We start from the raw sequence: 17,082 nt of genomic DNA on the forward strand, positions 1-17,082 counted from the left end.
CCACCCCCTCCACATAATCTTTATATTATATACTGTAATCAATTTTTTGAACACGACAAACATAGAGTCAAAAACTCATATTTTATTTAACAACTATTATCAGCCAAAGAAAAACAATATAAAATCTAAAAACTTAAACATAACGATAAAAAAATCGCTAAAATTTTTGACGATAAAAAAAATGTCATATCTTTGACGAGAAATAAATCGTCATATGAATCAAGATCTATTATTAAGAAACAACACAGGAATAAAATCCAAAGTAAATCTAATTGAAGGGTTTGTTGTAAGAACCAATCAATTTGAATTGCTAAAGGAAAACCTGCTTAAAACCTCAGAACGTAGTAATGTCATTATTATTGGTCAAAGAGGTGCTGGTAAAACCACGCTTATACATAGACTTAACTATGAAATTATCGATGATGCCGTGCTTCGCAAGAAATATATTCCAATAATGTTCAGTGAAGAACAGTATAGTTTATCTGATTTAACAAATTTATGGGAAACTATTGCAACAACAATAGAAGATAATTTTTATGAAGAATCTTTATCTGATACAATTGCTAATATCATCGATAAACAAAAAGATTATGAGCAAAAATCATATGATTTTTTAAGAGAATTCCTAATCGAAAAAAATAAAACAGCAATACTTTTCATTGAGAACTTTAATTTCTTCTTGAAGAAAATATCAGATAATGAAAGGAAAAAGCTATTCAGAATTTTAGAATCCGATTCGAATTTTAAAGTCATTGGCACATCAACAACTTTTAATGATGGAAATATAGATTTTCAAGAAGATGAATATAAATTTTTAAAAATTATTGAGTTAGACAGTTTAAATAAGGCTGATTGTGAAAAACTACTTATAAAAATTGGTCAACAATACGGGGAAGAGCAACAAATTCGCAACATCATTGAGCAGCATCCGGGAAGAGTTGAATCTTTGCGACGTTTGACCGGAGGTGTTCCTAGAACAATTTCATATTTATTCCAAATTTTCATGGACAATGAAAATGGAAGAGCTATAAAAGATCTATATCTATTGATTGACACACTTACATTATTGTATAAATCTGAGCTCGATCAATTATCAACACAACAACAGAAAGTCGTAGATGCTATAGCTAGAAAATGGGATGCAATTTCGGTTAAAGAAATTGCAAAAAAAACCAGATTAGAAAGTAAAAACATTTCCTCTATTTTATCTTATCTGGAAAAAAATCAGTTTATTGAAAAAATACCAACAAATACAAAAAATCATCTTTACAGAATCAAAGAGAGATTTATGAATATTTGGTATTTGATGAGATTTGGTCGAAAAAATGACAAAGATAATGTAGTATGGCTCGTTAGGTTTTTTGACGCTTGGTGCGATGAATCGGAATTAACCAAAAGAGTAAAAAATCATATTAACAACCTTAAAGGTGGTAATTATGACGTAAACGCAGCAATTGACATGGGTAATACTTTTTTATCCTGTGAAAACATTTCTGAAACCTTAAAAGAAGAGTTAATAAGAACAACAAATTCAATTTTACCTGATCGTCTTCTAAAAAACACAAAAATAGAGGAAAAAATACTGGATACAGTTAAAAGTTTAGTCAAAAATAATAAAATCAATGAGGCTGAAGAGTTGTTAAAGGAAGTCAAAATAAAAGATATCAATTACTATATTATAGCAACTTCAATTTATATAATGAAGCATAAGGTTAAAGAAGCCTTGGAAGCTGCTGAAAAAGCTTGGGAGTTGGATAATCAAAATTCTCAGATAGCAATTTCACTAGGTACTCTTGAAGAATTCCATTTTAATAATATTAAGAAGGCCGAAGAATACTATAAGCTAAGTTTAGCACTACCAAAACCGCATGGTTATGCAGCTTATCGCTTGGGTGATATCTCTGTAGAATTTTATGACAACTATCTTGAAGCAATCAATTATCATAAGAAAGCCGTGGAATTAAAATTTAAATTGTCATTAATTTCATTGGGTGACATTTATTTTAATCAAGGTAATTATGATGAAGCTATAAAATATTATTCTGAGGCCATATCTTTAAAATTAGGAAATGGAAATACAAAATTAGCTAGAGTTTACACTGCGCTTGGAAAAACAAAAGAAGTTGAAAAAACTTTAATTGCTGCACTTAATGCTGGTGAAGAAAACAGTAAGATAAATTTAGGTAGATTTTACTACTTAAAGCCTAGGCCAAATTTTACAAAAGCTGAAAAAGAACTTAAAGAAGCTCTAACAGAAAATAATAAAGACGCTTATTCTCAACTAGCGAAAATGTATCTTAAAAAAGATGAACTTAAAAAAGCTACAAATATTCTTGAGGAAGGTGTCAGCAAAGGAGATCCTGAATCCGCACACCAACTAGGACACTTATTTTCCAAGCAAAAACTATATGCTAAATCTGATGAAATGTTTGAAAAGACAATAGAATTAGGGGAAATTAGTGCAGTTGGCTGCTGGGTGGAAAGTATCTATAGTCAGTTTCGAAAGGACAAAAAAGACTTTGCTTTGAAACTCTTAGAAGAAAATAACGTAAATGAAGACGAAGGATCATTAGGATTTAAATTGTTATACGCAAAAATACTTCTGTGGAACGACAAAACTGAATATTCATTAAAGCTAATTAAAAAATTAATTGTTGAGTTTATTGATAACAATGATAATAATTACAATGAAAGATTTTATAATAAAATATTTCCAGATTTGGTAGAATACTTTTTATTATTAATTGCAACAAATAACACTAAATCACTAACTGAGTTATTCACAGAAATTTCAAATCTTAATACTGTTTTTAAACCTATATACTACCTTTTGATGGAGGAACTAAAAAATGAGTTTCCAAATGAGTATCTGAGAGCAGGAAAAGAACTAAAAGAAACAATATATGAATTAAAGGAAGAATTAAAAATTTTAAAAGAAAATTTAGAGTAGAATGATATAGAATATTAGAAAATAAAAAGTCCAAGAAATTCTCACCCTCCTTGAACTTTTGTTAATCTCTCCGAGTTAAGATACCTTAGAGAAATTTTAGATTTGTTATGTTATAACGCACAAATATAATAAAAATTGTGTTTAAACAACATTTATAATAATTTCTTTAAGAAGTGGACTCTGCCACTACTAATATTTCTAGCAGAACTTTTTGGAATTAATCATTAATATAAACAAGTTTAAAACAATTTTTATGCAGAACGCAACAATAAAATATTATCCCGTGGGAAACGGTGATAATTCATTAATCACTCTTGAAGATAAAACAACTATTATTGTAGATTGTAATATCAGAAACTGTGTAGACGACATCTTTGATGTAAAGAACGATCTTTTAAAAAATCTCCAAAAAGACAATGGGATTCCCTTTGTTGATGTTTTTATATTAACTCATGGAGATCAGGATCATTGTAGAGGATTTAAAACTCATTTTTACCAGGGAGACCCAAGAAACTATTCGGATGAAGATAAAAAGAATAATTTAATCCGTGTGGATGCAATGTGGTTTTCGCCGATGATTGCAGAAAAGGAATCTAACCCGGATGAAGATGCTTATCAAAAAGAGGCAGAAAGAAGACTTGATCTTCACAGAAAAGGCTCTCCACAAAAAGATAAGCCCGGTAACAGAATCAGAATCATTGGTTATGATGGAAATAAGGACTATCAGGACTTAAATCACTTAAGATCTACTCCCGGAACCGTTGTTTCTCGCTTCAATGATAAAGACCAGAAGTTATTTTCTGTTTTTATTCATGCACCTTTTAAAGAACACTTGGAATCAGAAGGGGATGACAAAAAGAATTCCACAAGCATTGTGTTTCAGGCAAGATTCAAAAACAATGAATATCAAAAAGACTTTTCAACATTAGCAATGTTCGGAGGCGACTCCGATCATACATCATGGGATATCATCTTGGACAAAACCAAGAAACATAATAACAGTAAGGCCTTGGAATGGGATTTATTTCTTTCACCGCACCATTGCTCTTGGTCATTTTTTAATGATCGTCCTCAAAACGAAAATCCAACGCCTAAAAAAACTTCTTTAGAAGCGTTGGATTACAGAAGAAATAATGCAAAAGTTATCGCATCCAGCAAAAAAATATTGGATGATGACGATAATCCACCTCACTATGAAGCAAAAAGTGAATTTGTTAAAAAAGTGGGCTCTTCTAATTTTTTAAACACTTCTACATACGAACTTATTAATAAAGTTCCTCAGCCTATCGTTTTTGAAGTAACATCGTTAGGAGTAGTTAAGCCTAAGCAAGGAGAAGGCACAGCAAAAGCTGCTGGAACTGCAGCATTAGGAATTGTAAATACTACATCTAAATATGGAAGTCATGACATATAGCAGCACCCTGCAAAAATATTCCGGAGAAATAGAGAATCCTTATTTAAAGGATTCTCTAGCTTCGCTGGAGCGTTTAGCAGGAAGAAATCTTGATATTTTAGAATGGGGAAATCAAAGAATTGCAGTTCCGTTCGAAATTAATGTTGATCTTCCAAGTTTGGGCACTTATGGAAATATTGACATCAGACACATTGAGCCAATATTAATCGTTTTCAACATTATGGATTATCCCGAAAAAAGCCCCAGTATTTATACGGATAGACTTGATTTTCCAAAAAATAGTTTAGCTCATTTATATATCGCAAATAACAATCGACCACCAGCAATTTGTTACGTTCGGGAAAACGCTGATGAGTGGTATTCAAACAAAAGAATTAATGACGTAATTATTCGGATTAGTAATTGGTTCAGAGCAGCTGCGGTTGGTGAATTAACCGAGGATGGCAATCAATTTGAACCGATGAGACTCGAGGGATACTACAGCACAATATTGTACGACTACAATTTTATAGTAGATTCTATTATTGAAAACAATTCTTTCCCACTAACACCTCAATCTTCTATTGCTCAATTTGAACAAATTAATCATAAAGAAAGACGTACATATAAGTTCATTAAAAAAGTAACTGCTTCAAACCTAGTTTCATTAGCAAATGAGTTTGAGGAACATCAGAAAAAAAATAAAGATGATCTTACTAAACGTGAATTACGCTTAGCATTCATAATATGGAATGACGATAGTGATGTAAATGAAAAGTATGAAATTAATCTTCCAAGGAATTGGGAAGATTTTAAGCAGTTTTGTGACAGCTTTAAAATTAATTATGAAGTTTTAGAAAAATCGATCATAAATTGTGAGACAATTACATTTCCAGTAATCGTAGGCATAAGACGTCCTAAACCATTGATTGGTTATTCCGGTGTTTTTGAATTGATAAACTTTGAATTTGATCTCACTAAGAGCCCAATTATTGATGGAAAAATTGCTGATAATTTTCCAATAAATATACTTTCACATAATCAAGCTTTGTCAACAGCTCAAGCTGAAAAGATTTCAAATTACACAAACACACTAAAAAGAGGTGTTGTCTTTGGCTGCGGTGCTCTTGGATCGAAAATTGTAATGCACCTCGCTAGAAATGGAGTTACAAACCTGACGTTATTAGACCCTGATGAGTTTTCTTCACACAATGTTGTAAGACATGCACTTTTTGCTGATAGTATTGGTGAAAACAAAGCTGAAGCTTTAAAACAGAAAATAGTAGAATTATATCCTGGTAAGTCAGTGGATACATTTTCTGTCACATCATTTAAGAATGGATTGATATATAAAGAAGAGACATTTAAGCCATATGACTGGGTTTTTGATTTCACTGCTTCTGAAGCGTTTTTTAATAAACTTTCAGTATTACGAAGTCCTTCATCCTGTAAAATTGCAAGTGCATCAATTACAGATCATGGAAATTTAGGTTTGTTATACAAAGAGGGAGCAAATAGAAACCCAAGAATTGATGATCTTCAAGTCTATCTATACTCTAGTGCTAATAATATACCTGAAATTTCTGAATGGCTCAATAGAGAACAATTCGAAAATTCCAATAATTTATTAGTAAGAGTTGGAATAGGATGTAACTCCGAGACTACAGTATTATCAGATGAAAAAGCATCATCTCATGGAGCTTATTTTACCGGAGTATTAAAAAGAGAAATTACTTCATACACTGTAGAAGGAAAAATCTACATTCATAGAATTACAGATAACAATCAGTACAAAATTGAGACAGAAGAGATGAGCGTTAAACCCTTTGACGTTTATTCTGCTGTGAATAGTGATTGGGAGATTAGATTTAAAAATGAAATTCTTGATCATGTTAAAAAGCAGGCAAACAAAGCAGGAAAAAGTGAAACCGGAGGTGTTTTTTTAGGACAATGCAATCATAAAACAAAAACTATTTATGTAACAGATTTACTTGAAGCACCGTCTGACAGCAAAGGAAATTCTTCAATTTTCCTTAGAGGATTTAAGGATTTATCAAATGAAATTGATCTAATTAACAAAAAAACAGGTGGTCAGATCGGATATATTGGAGAGTGGCATTCACATCCTGAAGGTCCTGATTGTCTTAGTTCAACCGATATGCAACGTGTCGAGGAGCACAAGATAGAGCTAGAAACATTAAGAACACCATTACCAGTATTTCTATCGATAATTACTCCAAATGGCTTTTACCCATATATTTTTTAACATGCAAAATGAAGTTAATTTAAAAAGTAAAAACACAACATTATTGTGGGTGTTTTTAGCAGCAAACATTATAATTATTCTAACTTTAATTTTTCCAAAGTTTCTTGAAAAATTTGATGTTTTATTATGGACAAAAACAATAGGAGCAAGTATTGCTCCTATTATATTATTTTTACTAAATGGGCTATTATCTAGTCATCAAAAAGCAATTATAATTTTTTGGAAACTACAAGATCCTTTACCTGGTTCAATGGCATTTTCAGAATTAAGTAAAAAAGATTCGAGAATTGATGCCAAACAACTAAAGAATACATTTGGAAACTTACCAAAAAAACCATCAGAACAAAACAAACTTTGGTATAAAATTTACAGAAAAAATTCTACTAACGCAGTAGTAGTAGATAGCCATCGAGCTTTCTTATTAGCAAGAGATCTGACATCATTAAGTTTTTTGCTAATGTTTTGTATGGGAGCTTTAGCACTTTTTTTTATTCAGCATGTATATAAATATTATTACATCCTATTTCTAATCATGCAATATTTTGCAAACTTGATTAATGCTCGTAATAGAGGAAAAAGATTTGTAACAAATGTTCTTGCAGTTGAATCGACTGTTTTGTAATTGAAAATTTTAACCTTTAGTTAATATATTGTAAATATTCTTTGAAACTTAATATAGAATACTGGTCTGTATTTTTTACAGCATCACTGATCGCCTTATCAGAAGAAACAAAATATAATTTGTTACCATTTACAGTTTTAATCCCAGTATTCAACATTAATTGTATATCCCAAAGAAAATTGCTTCGACTATCTTCAAACATATTAAAATCACTGTTAATAACATTTTCAAATACCTTTTTATATAAAGTTATATATGCCGGAAAAAATTTCACAAACTCTATTGACATATCTCTTAACGTATTAACATCTAAAGGTGTTGTAATTATATTTTCTTGTTGTAAGAGTTTATGGACTATTGCAATATAACCTCCTGCCAACTCCAATGAAGTTTCTTCAGACCTAATTTTATTAAGTAGTTTTGTTCTTTTACTCTTATCGTTCTTAAAGATATTCCAATCAACACTATCTGGATCATTTTGCTTAATAAAAGATAACATAGTATTTGCAAAAACATTTTCAGATTCAAATACATGCATCTTAATAAGATTAAGATTTTTTTGAAATTTTGTGAATATATAATTCGTAGGTTCCTTTGCAAGATGAAAAGCAATTTGTACAAGAGCCTGATAAGATTGTTCCTGCTTAGGAAGCATTTTATTAAAAAAGGATTTTGCAATTAGCATTTCCGGTCCGGCTAACATTCTATATGTCTTACCTTCATCCTGACTACAATGTAAATACATCGCCTTTATTGCTTTTAGGCACTTTTCAAATGCTGGATCGTTTTTATCAGCAACATGCGCAAGTAATTCTTTTGCAACAATTGGGCTTAATAAAGTTTCTATACCCAATCGCCTCTCTTTACTTTTAATTTTTTCAATATAGTTATCTAAATCATTATAATTTTTATCTTGAACAAGATATCGATAAGCATTGGTATCAAAAATAACATTTTCCAAATGATATAATATTTTTTTATATAAACTTATTATTACTATTTTTCAGTTGGGTTTTCCAAAGGATGAAAGGCTGCTACTCTACCTGTTTCTAATATATGAAGAGAATAGTGGTTTCCATTAAAATATAAACTTTTATCACCATATAATCTAAAATCCTTGCCCTCTTTTAGTCTTTCATTAATTTGTGGAGTAAGACGATCAATAGCAATCTTCAAGATCCTTTTGATATCTTCTTGAGTATATTGAAATTTAGTTTTGGTTTCGTGATGTCCTTCGATTGCAAGTTCATCACAATGTCTCAAGTAAATATGTAAGAAACCTTCATAATCCCAATATATTGGTTTTTCCATATGAAAATATACAAGGCTTTCATCCTGAAACTGTACAGTTGACTTCATCAATTCTTTATATATTTCAGGATATTCCGTTTCAAAAACTTCTAATTTTTTATTCGTTGATCTTTTAATTTCATATTTGATAGCTTCTATTCTTTGCTCTCTTCGAGATTTTAAAAGATCGTTAAATTCTGATAGTTCTTCGGGTTTAATTATTTTTGAATTAAATTTAGCTTCTAATTCATAAAGTCTGACAATTGATTTTAATGAGCCATCTGGATTCAAACTGTGTTCTTTTATAATATCAATATTTTGGGATTCAGGATCAAAAAATATTGACAATGCACAAAATCTCGCCCATTCATCATCGATTAGCTGTTCACCATGTTTAACTTTCTGGCCATATAACCAGAAAAAAGCACTATTAGTATCAAAATCTGTGGGATCAAAATTTACTGTAATTGTATTAGGAATTTCTTTTCTTCCTGGTTGGTCATAGCTTTTTACTTTTGGTAGATTAGTTGTTAATATCTGATATACATCACTTGACCTAAATCCTAATTCTTTTAATTCTGTCTTTTGTTGTATTGTTAAATCTTTTTCTTGATCGCAATCAATTTTTATCAAGCCATCAGTTCTCTGAGTAGTATTTTGAGTAAGTAAGCTATCAAATTGCTCTCTTTCAGATTTTAAATATTTAATTATGCCTGATATATTTCTTCCGAATTTTTTTGCGCTTTCAGAAAATTTGTGAAACTCAATTGAAATATATTTGTCGTACTGACCATACATTGCGTAAAGATCTTCAGATGAAAATTGAAATTTTTCTTTTAGTTGATCATTAATATCTTTTTGAAATTTTTCTGTTTCAACCTTATACCATTCTATTTTTGCTTTCAGCTCTAATTTTTTAATAGTTTCGCTATCTGGCAATCTTTTCAATTCTTCAATTGCACTCAATGATAGCCCATCAATCATATCACTTAACAAGTATAATGATCCATCAGTTATTTTATGTTCAATTCCAAACATGCACTATAGTTTTCTGGTTAAATATCAAATTTATAAAATTCTATTAAATCTTGTATAACCAAAGTGCTAATTTTAAATAGATTACATTAAATATTCATCATTGCAAAATTCTGTTATTTATTTTTATAATAAGCGGAACTTTAATGTAATCATAAATACTACAAAGTTCCAATTCTAATAAAAAACTAACATACAAAGGGAAATTTTGAACAAAGGAGCAACGAATGACAAGCGTTTTAAAGAAACGAACAGTCTGAGGAAGTGACGACTGAAAAATTTATTTTAATAATATAAATAAGCTCCTGAAGTAGGAGCTTTATATGAAAGCAGTCCCTAAAAATGGTGTATTCAAAATACACTTATGATATGACATCACACTTTCTTTAGGATTTACCTGCGATATTTTCTAATCCACAGTTCTTATAAATAATATTAGTGGATAATTCTACAATTTGTCACTTCACAAAGTTACCGATTGATAATGAAATAAAAAAATTAGTCAATAATTAGCTTATATGAATTATTTTCTACTTTAATAAAATAAGTTCCTTTCGAAATATTATTTATAAGTAACAAATCACTATTTAAAAGTAAATTTCTCACTACTCTACCTTCAGCATTGTATAACAAAATCCTTTCAACTTTTGATTTGAAGTGCAGGATTTCACCGCTTTTAACAGGATTTGGATAAAATAAGAAGTCATTAGTCTTACTAAATTCATTTGTTGATAATGTTTCTGTGTAGCAAGTCCAAGAAAGATCATCAATAGCAACTCTCTGTCCTGTATTAGGATTTACAAGTTTAACAGTAATATTTCCTGCTACATTTATATTATCAATTGTTGTTGTCACAATTCCTGAATTAAAAGGTATTGTTCCAACCTGGATATTATTAATTTCCAGAATAAGGTTTCCCGGATTTCCTGAAAATTTTAATTGTGTAGTGACAGTAAGACTTTTAATTCCTCCTGTAATAATAGAACTCGTAAGACTACCATTTCTGATAACAATTGCTTTACTATTAATTGTTTGATCGGTTCGGGAATCAGAAGCCATCCATGTAATATTATTATTTACCCAGCTATTTGTTTCAAAAGAACTGGAACTTGAAGGAATATTTTCAAAATTTTCTGATCCACAAGAAAAAAACATTTTGAAATTCTGATCAGTAATTTCCTGATTGATTGAATTGCAGTAAAGCACATTAGAACAAAGTATTAATGCACTGGTAATTAGTAAATTGATTTTGTTTTTCATTTTAATTTCTTTTTTAATTAATATGTTAAAGAGTTTGTTTGGAGACACAAAAATCCACACTCTGGATATTTCCAAAATTTTTATAATATCTGTTTAAGTAATGTGAATGAATTAAGTAGCTTTACAGCTTCAAGTATTAAACCCCATATCTATACTATCGTATAACTATAAAGATTTAGGTTTTTCGATTGGATAGTATTTTTCTTCGTGTTTTTTCACTAAAATTGAAAGCACTTCTAATTCATTTGATTCTTTTGAGTTTGCTTTAATATCCTTTTGCAACAGTACATATATTCTTTCAATATATTCTTCGTACTGTTTTTCGGTTTTAATTGGCTTTACCATGTCCATTCAGATTTATCAAAATCATTTTCAAAATCATCAAAAAGGTCATCTTCTTCATCAGGCAATACTTTTAAGGATTCCTTTTCTTCCGTTTCTTTTCCCTTTCTTGAATTATAGACAGCTTGTAGACGTACCCAAAAAGCTGAACTACCTCCAAAAGCTTTTGAAATACTTGTTGCTATAATGTTAGTAATTGATCCTTTACCATTAATAATATCAGAAAGAGTTGCTTTTGTAATACCTAAAAGCTTTGATGCCTCTTCAATATTTAGATTATTTGGTTCAATAATTAAATCATTTAGTATTTCTCCAGGGTGCGTATTGTGCTTAATTACACGAACTAGAGGTTTCATATAGATAAATTTTATGTCGTTAACTTATTTTTTTGTTTGCTTCAAATCTCTTTTTAAACTTTATTCGTTTTGTCACAATTATCGAAACATAATTTACTTTATAAACACTTAAAAGGCTATTGTCGTTTACACAAGTTTCTTGACCTTTAATTATTTTAGCAATTGAATCATCTATCAATTTCTCAATATCCTCGTATTCGTAAAAAGGAATTCTCAAGATATTTATGCTATTTTTCAAAGCGTATCTATTTTTAATCCAGTCGCATTTTATAGTTTTTTTAAAGCTTTTAAACCCTTTAAAATAGTCAACCGGATAATAGTGCTGATGTCCGTCAAACTCAATTATTAAATTCAGTTTTGGGATAAAAAAATCACATTTTAGTTCCTTTTCATTTTTCATTCCAGGGAATTTTTTTTGCTTTTTAAAAGTCAATTTTAGAAAGTTTAAATATTTTATGACTCTACTTTCACCAATAGTATCATTTGGATAACAAACTTTACACTTTACTGATGAAACGTACTTTTCCCTTTCCCATTCGGAACAACCACAATTTTTACAAATTAATTCATAGAAAATAATACTTTTATCATTTCTATCTATAGAACCAAAGAATGAAAAAGAGCTGTTCTTTTCTATTAAAATATTATTTATTTTTTCAACAAGATTTTCGCCAGCTTTCTTTTTGTATTCCCTAGTTTTAGCGCATTCCGGACAAATATTATTTTTTCCTATTGAAACAGCTGTTTGCGGATAAGGTTTTTTATGATGACCAAATAAATTACATTTCACCAGAACCATACTGTTTTTGTCATTATGAAGATGATCTTCATATCTGATTACAATTTGCTTGTCCCGGATAACAGAATTCTTAGAACTTTTTATTCTAGCATTTAGTTCTGAAACAGGGATACGGTTGTTCCCACTTTGAATGATAGAAAGACACTCTGGACATTTTTTAGAACGTCTCAATATCACTGCATCTTTTATATCCTGTTCAAAAGGTTCACTATCATGCTCATTACATTTAAGTAAAGCCCACTTTTTAAATTGATCACCTGAAGGCTTATAGTAAACATCAACCGGAGTATAAAAGTGTTGATTTTTAAGATGTAAGACCTTCAACTCTTCAAGAGAATTTTTACAAATATTGATTTGTTTTTCGGTCATTGTGAATGTATTTTCCATATTAAAAATTTTAATAAAATAATTTCTTTAAATAAATTTTTTAATTTTTGTAAAAAAAGATTTCAATTATTTTCTGTAGTCCCAAATAAAGCCTTGTCAAGTTCTTTATAATCTACTTTCGGCTTTTCTGCTGTTGTTTTAACTGAATCTTTTGTTATTGCAATTGAGATCAAAAAGATCATTACTATTAATAGTGTTACAATGCCCCAAACTGAAATTTTGTTCTGTAGTATTTTCATAACTTTTTTGTTTTTTTATAATTATTTAATGATTGTTTGATTTAGAGACTCCTGCTTGAAAACTGAAAGTTTCTTTCATTTTCTTCAAGTTCAGCGGACGAATTAGTTTCTTCATCTTCAATTATGTTGATTCCGCTAAATTCTTCAGAACAATTATCGGGAGCCGGATTCATTTGCCTGGATCGATCTTGCTTGCTTTCATTTTTATTAATTTCGCCCTTGAAAAGAGAAATAATTTCATTGACTTCATCCCGAACTTTTTCATAATAATCAGTTATGATGAAATCTGGCTGATTTTTAAACTGACTGTCTATCTGATACGTTAATTGTTTTCTTTTAACTGGTAAAAATTTCTCATGAATATAGGGTTCAGAACCTTCGGCAACTCTTCCAATGAATTCACCAACCGGTAGCTCCATGAAAACTGAATTTCTGAAAACGTCTCTTTCCTGTACAGATCGGCTTTGACCAACGTTTCTTTTAAATGGATTTAGGAAGTGACGTGAAGTATTATTACTTTCAAAATATTGATCTTTTTTACCAAACTGTTTACTGAGAATATCTGCAGTATGACTACTGGAAACCTGACCGTAAAAATGATTTAGACAACTCGCAAATAATACATCTGCTTTTTCTTTCGTATAGCCATCCGTAAGTTGTGAAAGATCCTGACAGAAAAACATACTTGCGATTTTATTACTTCTTCCCGTATTTGGAAGAGTTTGGATATCGTTAATAAAAACAGTTGGAAATTCATCCAGCAATACAAAAGAATGATGTTTATGAGGTTGATTCAATTGTTTGGCAGCAACTGAGATAACCAAACTACACAAAGGAGCTAATGTAGTCGCAATGGAAGGATTATTGCCTACAGTTAAAACAATCGGATTATCCGGATTATTAATATTTAAATCAAAATCCTCTCCACCGAAAATATACATAAATTCAGGTGTATTTATTTGTGCAACTGCTCCCTGTAATGAACCTACTACCCCCGCTAATTGCGAATTAGCCTCACTTTCTAAAGCTGTTGCAAGAGATAAAATCATTGCTTTTGTTTCTGTGTTTGAAGACAATAAGGCAATTAAATCGTTGTGATTGGTTGCTATTAGAGCCAAGGTGTGTGGTAAGTCACAATATTTAGGATACTCTCTTTTCAGAAACCATATACAAGCGGTTAACAAATCTGTTGCAGAACGTGACCAAAAATCCTCTTTCTTAATAGATTCCTTCATCAAATTTTTAGTGATGGCAGAAGCGTATTCCCTTGCATATGCTGAGTGTGGCAAATATTTTGGATTTAGAGGATTGCATCTGTGGCTTTTAAGTGAATCATTAAAATTCAAAACATAATGCCTAATACCCGAATCTGAATAAAAAAGCTCTATATCATTTGCCAGTGCCGGATATTTAAAATCATAGCAGATACCTGAAAACTGTTTTTGTGCTAACTCTCGTATAAAAGGAACTGCAAAACTTTCAGATTTTCCTGCTCCGGGACCTCCTATTACTAAAATCCCACGAAAAGGATTAGGAATTTGAACAGTTCTTTTTTTGGTTTGCAAAGTTAATCCCTGGGATTTTTTCTTTGAATCTTTCAATAATGAAAAGCCTGTAAATTGTTTATTAATAAACCCAAAAGGATAAAAAATTAGTTTTTTATAGAAATTGAAAGGTGTTTTCAGTGGCGGAATTAAAGATTTTATTATCCAGAATTGAATCAGAATGTACAAAAGCTCTGCGTATCCGAAACAAATTCCTACAACTAAAAATTTTAATCTTGACAAAAGATTCGCATCAGGAGATATCACCACTGAAAATCCATAACGAGATATATCGTATAGAAATGAATTTATACCTATAACTTTCATTCCTAACGTGTAAAGGACTAATAAAATCATCCCCACAATGACAAATTTTATTATTATAATTGGATCTTTTTCCATAATTTTTTAATCGTTTTACAGGCTTAAGCCTTGGTTATTTTTTTTACTTTGTTCGACAGTTTTTTTAATTTCATATCGTTTTGCAGATTCCTGCTTTATTGCTGTTTCTATTACTCTTTTTCTTTCCTCGATTGTACCGTTTTTAATCGCATTACAATATTCAAAAGATTGTTTATAGTTTCTTTGAAAGGCAAATTTCTTATCAAAAGCATCTTCGGATTTTTGAATAAAATTTTTACGGTCAAAACCTCCTTTAACCTGTCCTTTTGTTGTGTTTTTATGGTTCGTCATTGGAGAAAGTTTCATTCTTTTATCTAAAGATTTTCTGCTAACAACTATATGAACATGCATGTCAATATTATTTTTCATGTTTCTTTCATGATGGATCTTAGCATAATACATGATATCTTTTGCCTGTAATCCTTTGCCAAAATTTTCCGCATACTTCTGCATTACTTCGTTTCTTACATAATCTTTCAGAGCGTCACTTCTATCTTGGGAGCTTTTGCCAATTTGCTGTAATTCTTTTTCCGAAGGACTTACGGTAATGACAAAGAATTTTGCATCTTCTTTTGTCAGCTTTTGTTTATTGTTATCAAGAGATTCAATAACTTCAGCTGAAGGAACTTTATCCTGGTAATGAGAAAAAAAGTGTTCAACCTGTTTCCCTTCCTTCATTCTTTCCAGGTCTTCATGTTCTAAATAATCAATCAGGTTTGATGAACTTCCGGAATTTGAATATTTGCCACTTTCGCCCCCCTGAATTTTAATGTTCATTGTGATTGCTTTGATTTAATAATTTCAAAGAATTTTTAGTTTCCATTGCAAAAGAATTAAACCCTCTAATGAACTCATTAAAATGTTCAATTTTTAGAATTTTTGAAAGATCATTTTTAATTCTTTCCTCACTCGAAACGATTGCTTCAAAACTTGGACGTAAAGTTTCTTTATCCTGAGTTTTTATAAAAGCAACAATTTGATCTATTCTTTTTATTACTTTTTCAAGTTCAGCTTTTGGAGATTCATGTTTAGCTGGATCAAGCCCGGTTCTCTCAAAAAAATCTAATGAAACTGTAATAAATTCTTTCTTCGACAGTCCTTTTTTTCTCACAAAGTTCTCCAGTCTTTTCAGGTCTTGTTGAGAAATAGCAATTGTTGTATTTGGCTTTTTAGTAGACTCCATTATATTGATTTATATGTAATAACTTCGATGAATAAAGCTCTTCAAGAGATTTATATATCCTTGATATATAGTTTCAAAAAGACTAAATATTCTAATTTATTGACAGTCAGTCACTTCCCCGAAGGGGCAAGATGAAACAGTGGCTCTGCCCAGTTTCGTCTTGCTGGATAAATCCACCCTTATCAGCCACGAGAAACTCATTAAAATCTTTGTAATCTTTATATATAAAACTACAATCTACTGCGTTGGAAAAAGAAGACAACAGTTCATCTTTTGTCTTTTTTCCGGCAGGATCATTGTCGAGAAAAAGTAATATTTCCGAATAGTTTTGAAGATAATTTTTGGCTCTGTTTAACATCGAAATCGAGTTTAGAGTTATAATATCTTCTTTCAATTTTTCTTGAAATTCGATATAAGAAAGTGCATCAAAAAAACCTTCAAAAACAACAATTTTATTGCTATCATTTTTAATTATCGAAATATCTTTTTTCAAAAGTGAACCTTTGTAAAATGAATTTCTAAGTTCCCATCCTCCTGATAAATTTTCGAATCCAACAGCATACAATTTTTTATTATTGATCGTAAATTTTATCTCTTTTAAAAATCTGAATGATCTTTGAGTTAAACCTCTTTCAAATAAATATTTTTTAAGATTCCAATTTTGAATTTCCGCAACTTCAGTGATGTTGTAATTTGGCTTCTCAATTTCCGTCTGCTGATGAAAAGAAGAAAAACTTTTCTCGGATGCCCAGGAGAGAATTTCATTGATTGAATAATTAAAATATTTCTTTAAAAAATCGATGTTATTTCCACCAACGCCTTCAGAGTATAAATACCAAATATTTTGGCGCTTACAGAGCTTAAAAGAGGCTTCGATTTCAGTTCCGAAAGGATTGAGAAACCAAGCTTCTTTTTCATTTTGTTTTTTTGGAAGGTGTCCGAGAGAAAGGAGGACTTCTTCCAATTGTACCGAATTGAATTGTTTACAGTTCATTTTTTTTATTTTGATTAGCA

General features: G+C 30.3%; 15 protein-coding genes. 4 read left to right on the forward strand and 11 right to left on the reverse strand.

Annotation, left to right across the window (positions count from 1 at the left end; translation table 11 throughout):
- Positions 1-214: 214 nt before the first annotated feature.
- From DD829_RS11375 to DD829_RS11390, 4 genes are all read left to right on the forward strand, one after another.
- A complete protein-coding gene (locus tag DD829_RS11375; RefSeq protein WP_116547755.1) occupies positions 215-2,950 on the forward strand; it encodes a tetratricopeptide repeat protein in 2,736 nt (911 codons plus the stop codon).
- A gap of 253 nt (positions 2,951-3,203) precedes the next feature.
- Positions 3,204-4,364: a cobyric acid synthase CobQ gene (locus DD829_RS11380; protein ID WP_108410894.1), complete on the forward strand. Its 1,161-nt coding sequence runs from the start codon at positions 3,204-3,206 to the stop codon at positions 4,362-4,364.
- On the forward strand, positions 4,345-6,609 hold the full coding sequence (locus DD829_RS11385) for a ThiF family adenylyltransferase (RefSeq protein ID WP_108410893.1): 2,265 nt from the start codon (positions 4,345-4,347) through the stop codon (positions 6,607-6,609). The genes DD829_RS11380 and DD829_RS11385 overlap by 20 nt, the downstream gene beginning before the upstream one ends.
- A gap of 1 nt (position 6,610) precedes the next feature.
- On the forward strand, positions 6,611-7,231 hold the full coding sequence (locus tag DD829_RS11390; RefSeq protein ID WP_116547756.1) for a hypothetical protein: 621 nt from the start codon (positions 6,611-6,613) through the stop codon (positions 7,229-7,231).
- Between the two features lie 16 nt (positions 7,232-7,247).
- Here DD829_RS11390 and DD829_RS11395 read toward each other — a convergent pair whose 3' ends face one another.
- The 11 genes from DD829_RS11395 to DD829_RS11440 form a co-directional block, all read right to left on the reverse strand.
- Positions 7,248-8,192, reverse strand: coding sequence for a hypothetical protein (locus tag DD829_RS11395; RefSeq protein WP_116547757.1), 945 nt, complete (start codon positions 8,190-8,192; stop codon positions 7,248-7,250).
- 35 nt (positions 8,193-8,227) lie between these two features.
- Positions 8,228-9,559 carry a hypothetical protein gene (locus tag DD829_RS11400; RefSeq protein WP_116547758.1) on the reverse strand — a complete coding sequence of 444 codons (1,332 nt, stop codon included), beginning with the start codon at positions 9,557-9,559 and terminating at the stop codon, positions 8,228-8,230.
- A gap of 495 nt (positions 9,560-10,054) precedes the next feature.
- Entirely contained in the window at positions 10,055-10,816 is a 762-nt protein-coding gene (locus DD829_RS11405) for a T9SS type A sorting domain-containing protein (RefSeq protein ID WP_123906848.1), read from the reverse strand.
- A 165-nt stretch (positions 10,817-10,981) separates the two neighbouring features.
- The gene (locus DD829_RS11410) at positions 10,982-11,161 is read right to left on the reverse strand and encodes a hypothetical protein (RefSeq protein ID WP_116547760.1); all 180 of its coding nucleotides are present in this window, start codon (positions 11,159-11,161) and stop codon (positions 10,982-10,984) included.
- Positions 11,155-11,514 (reverse strand): HigA family addiction module antitoxin, encoded by a 360-nt coding sequence (locus DD829_RS11415; RefSeq protein ID WP_116547761.1) that lies wholly within the window; start codon positions 11,512-11,514, stop codon positions 11,155-11,157. The genes DD829_RS11410 and DD829_RS11415 overlap by 7 nt, the downstream gene beginning before the upstream one ends.
- 19 nt (positions 11,515-11,533) lie before the next feature.
- Positions 11,534-12,700 carry a hypothetical protein gene (locus tag DD829_RS11420; protein ID WP_116547762.1) on the reverse strand — a complete coding sequence of 389 codons (1,167 nt, stop codon included), beginning with the start codon at positions 12,698-12,700 and terminating at the stop codon, positions 11,534-11,536.
- 62 nt (positions 12,701-12,762) lie between these two features.
- On the reverse strand, positions 12,763-12,939 hold the full coding sequence (locus DD829_RS23570) for a hypothetical protein (RefSeq protein WP_165814856.1): 177 nt from the start codon (positions 12,937-12,939) through the stop codon (positions 12,763-12,765).
- Positions 12,940-12,980: 41 nt separating this feature from the next.
- Entirely contained in the window at positions 12,981-14,885 is a 1,905-nt protein-coding gene (locus DD829_RS11425; protein ID WP_116547763.1) for a type IV secretory system conjugative DNA transfer family protein, read from the reverse strand.
- A 15-nt stretch (positions 14,886-14,900) separates the two neighbouring features.
- Positions 14,901-15,662: a DUF5712 family protein gene (locus DD829_RS11430; protein WP_108411154.1), complete on the reverse strand. Its 762-nt coding sequence runs from the start codon at positions 15,660-15,662 to the stop codon at positions 14,901-14,903.
- Positions 15,652-16,068, reverse strand: a complete 417-nt coding sequence (locus DD829_RS11435) for a BfmA/BtgA family mobilization protein (RefSeq protein ID WP_108411153.1) — start codon at positions 16,066-16,068, stop codon at positions 15,652-15,654. Before DD829_RS11435 ends, DD829_RS11430 begins: the two co-directional genes overlap by 11 nt.
- A 106-nt stretch (positions 16,069-16,174) precedes the next feature.
- Positions 16,175-17,062 carry a toprim domain-containing protein gene (locus DD829_RS11440; protein ID WP_116547764.1) on the reverse strand — a complete coding sequence of 296 codons (888 nt, stop codon included), beginning with the start codon at positions 17,060-17,062 and terminating at the stop codon, positions 16,175-16,177.
- Positions 17,063-17,082: the final 20 nt, after the last annotated feature.

It is taken from the genome of Chryseobacterium sp. HMWF035 (assembly GCF_003094695.1).
GTDB classification, from domain to species: Bacteria; Bacteroidota; Bacteroidia; order Flavobacteriales; family Weeksellaceae; genus Chryseobacterium; species Chryseobacterium gambrini.

Bases quoted from the DNA above. Each gene is read 5' to 3' on its own strand.
- DD829_RS11440 (WP_116547764.1), bottom strand. From the start codon at position 17,062: ATGAACTGTAAACAATTCAATTCGGTACAATTGGAAGAAGTCCTCCTT.
- DD829_RS11405 (WP_123906848.1), bottom strand. From the start codon at position 10,816: ATGAAAAACAAAATCAATTTACTAATTACCAGTGCATTAATACTTTGT.
- DD829_RS11420 (WP_116547762.1), bottom strand. From the start codon at position 12,700: ATGGAAAATACATTCACAATGACCGAAAAACAAATCAATATTTGTAAA.
- DD829_RS11430 (WP_108411154.1), bottom strand. From the start codon at position 15,662: ATGAACATTAAAATTCAGGGGGGCGAAAGTGGCAAATATTCAAATTCC.
- DD829_RS11380 (WP_108410894.1), top strand. From the start codon at position 3,204: ATGCAGAACGCAACAATAAAATATTATCCCGTGGGAAACGGTGATAAT.
- DD829_RS23570 (WP_165814856.1), bottom strand. From the start codon at position 12,939: ATGAAAATACTACAGAACAAAATTTCAGTTTGGGGCATTGTAACACTA.
- DD829_RS11400 (WP_116547758.1), bottom strand. From the start codon at position 9,559: ATGTTTGGAATTGAACATAAAATAACTGATGGATCATTATACTTGTTA.
- DD829_RS11410 (WP_116547760.1), bottom strand. From the start codon at position 11,161: ATGGTAAAGCCAATTAAAACCGAAAAACAGTACGAAGAATATATTGAA.
- DD829_RS11375 (WP_116547755.1), top strand. From the start codon at position 215: ATGAATCAAGATCTATTATTAAGAAACAACACAGGAATAAAATCCAAA.
- DD829_RS11435 (WP_108411153.1), bottom strand. From the start codon at position 16,068: ATGGAGTCTACTAAAAAGCCAAATACAACAATTGCTATTTCTCAACAA.
- DD829_RS11390 (WP_116547756.1), top strand. From the start codon at position 6,611: ATGCAAAATGAAGTTAATTTAAAAAGTAAAAACACAACATTATTGTGG.
- DD829_RS11425 (WP_116547763.1), bottom strand. From the start codon at position 14,885: ATGGAAAAAGATCCAATTATAATAATAAAATTTGTCATTGTGGGGATG.
- DD829_RS11415 (WP_116547761.1), bottom strand. From the start codon at position 11,514: ATGAAACCTCTAGTTCGTGTAATTAAGCACAATACGCACCCTGGAGAA.
- DD829_RS11385 (WP_108410893.1), top strand. From the start codon at position 4,345: ATGGAAGTCATGACATATAGCAGCACCCTGCAAAAATATTCCGGAGAA.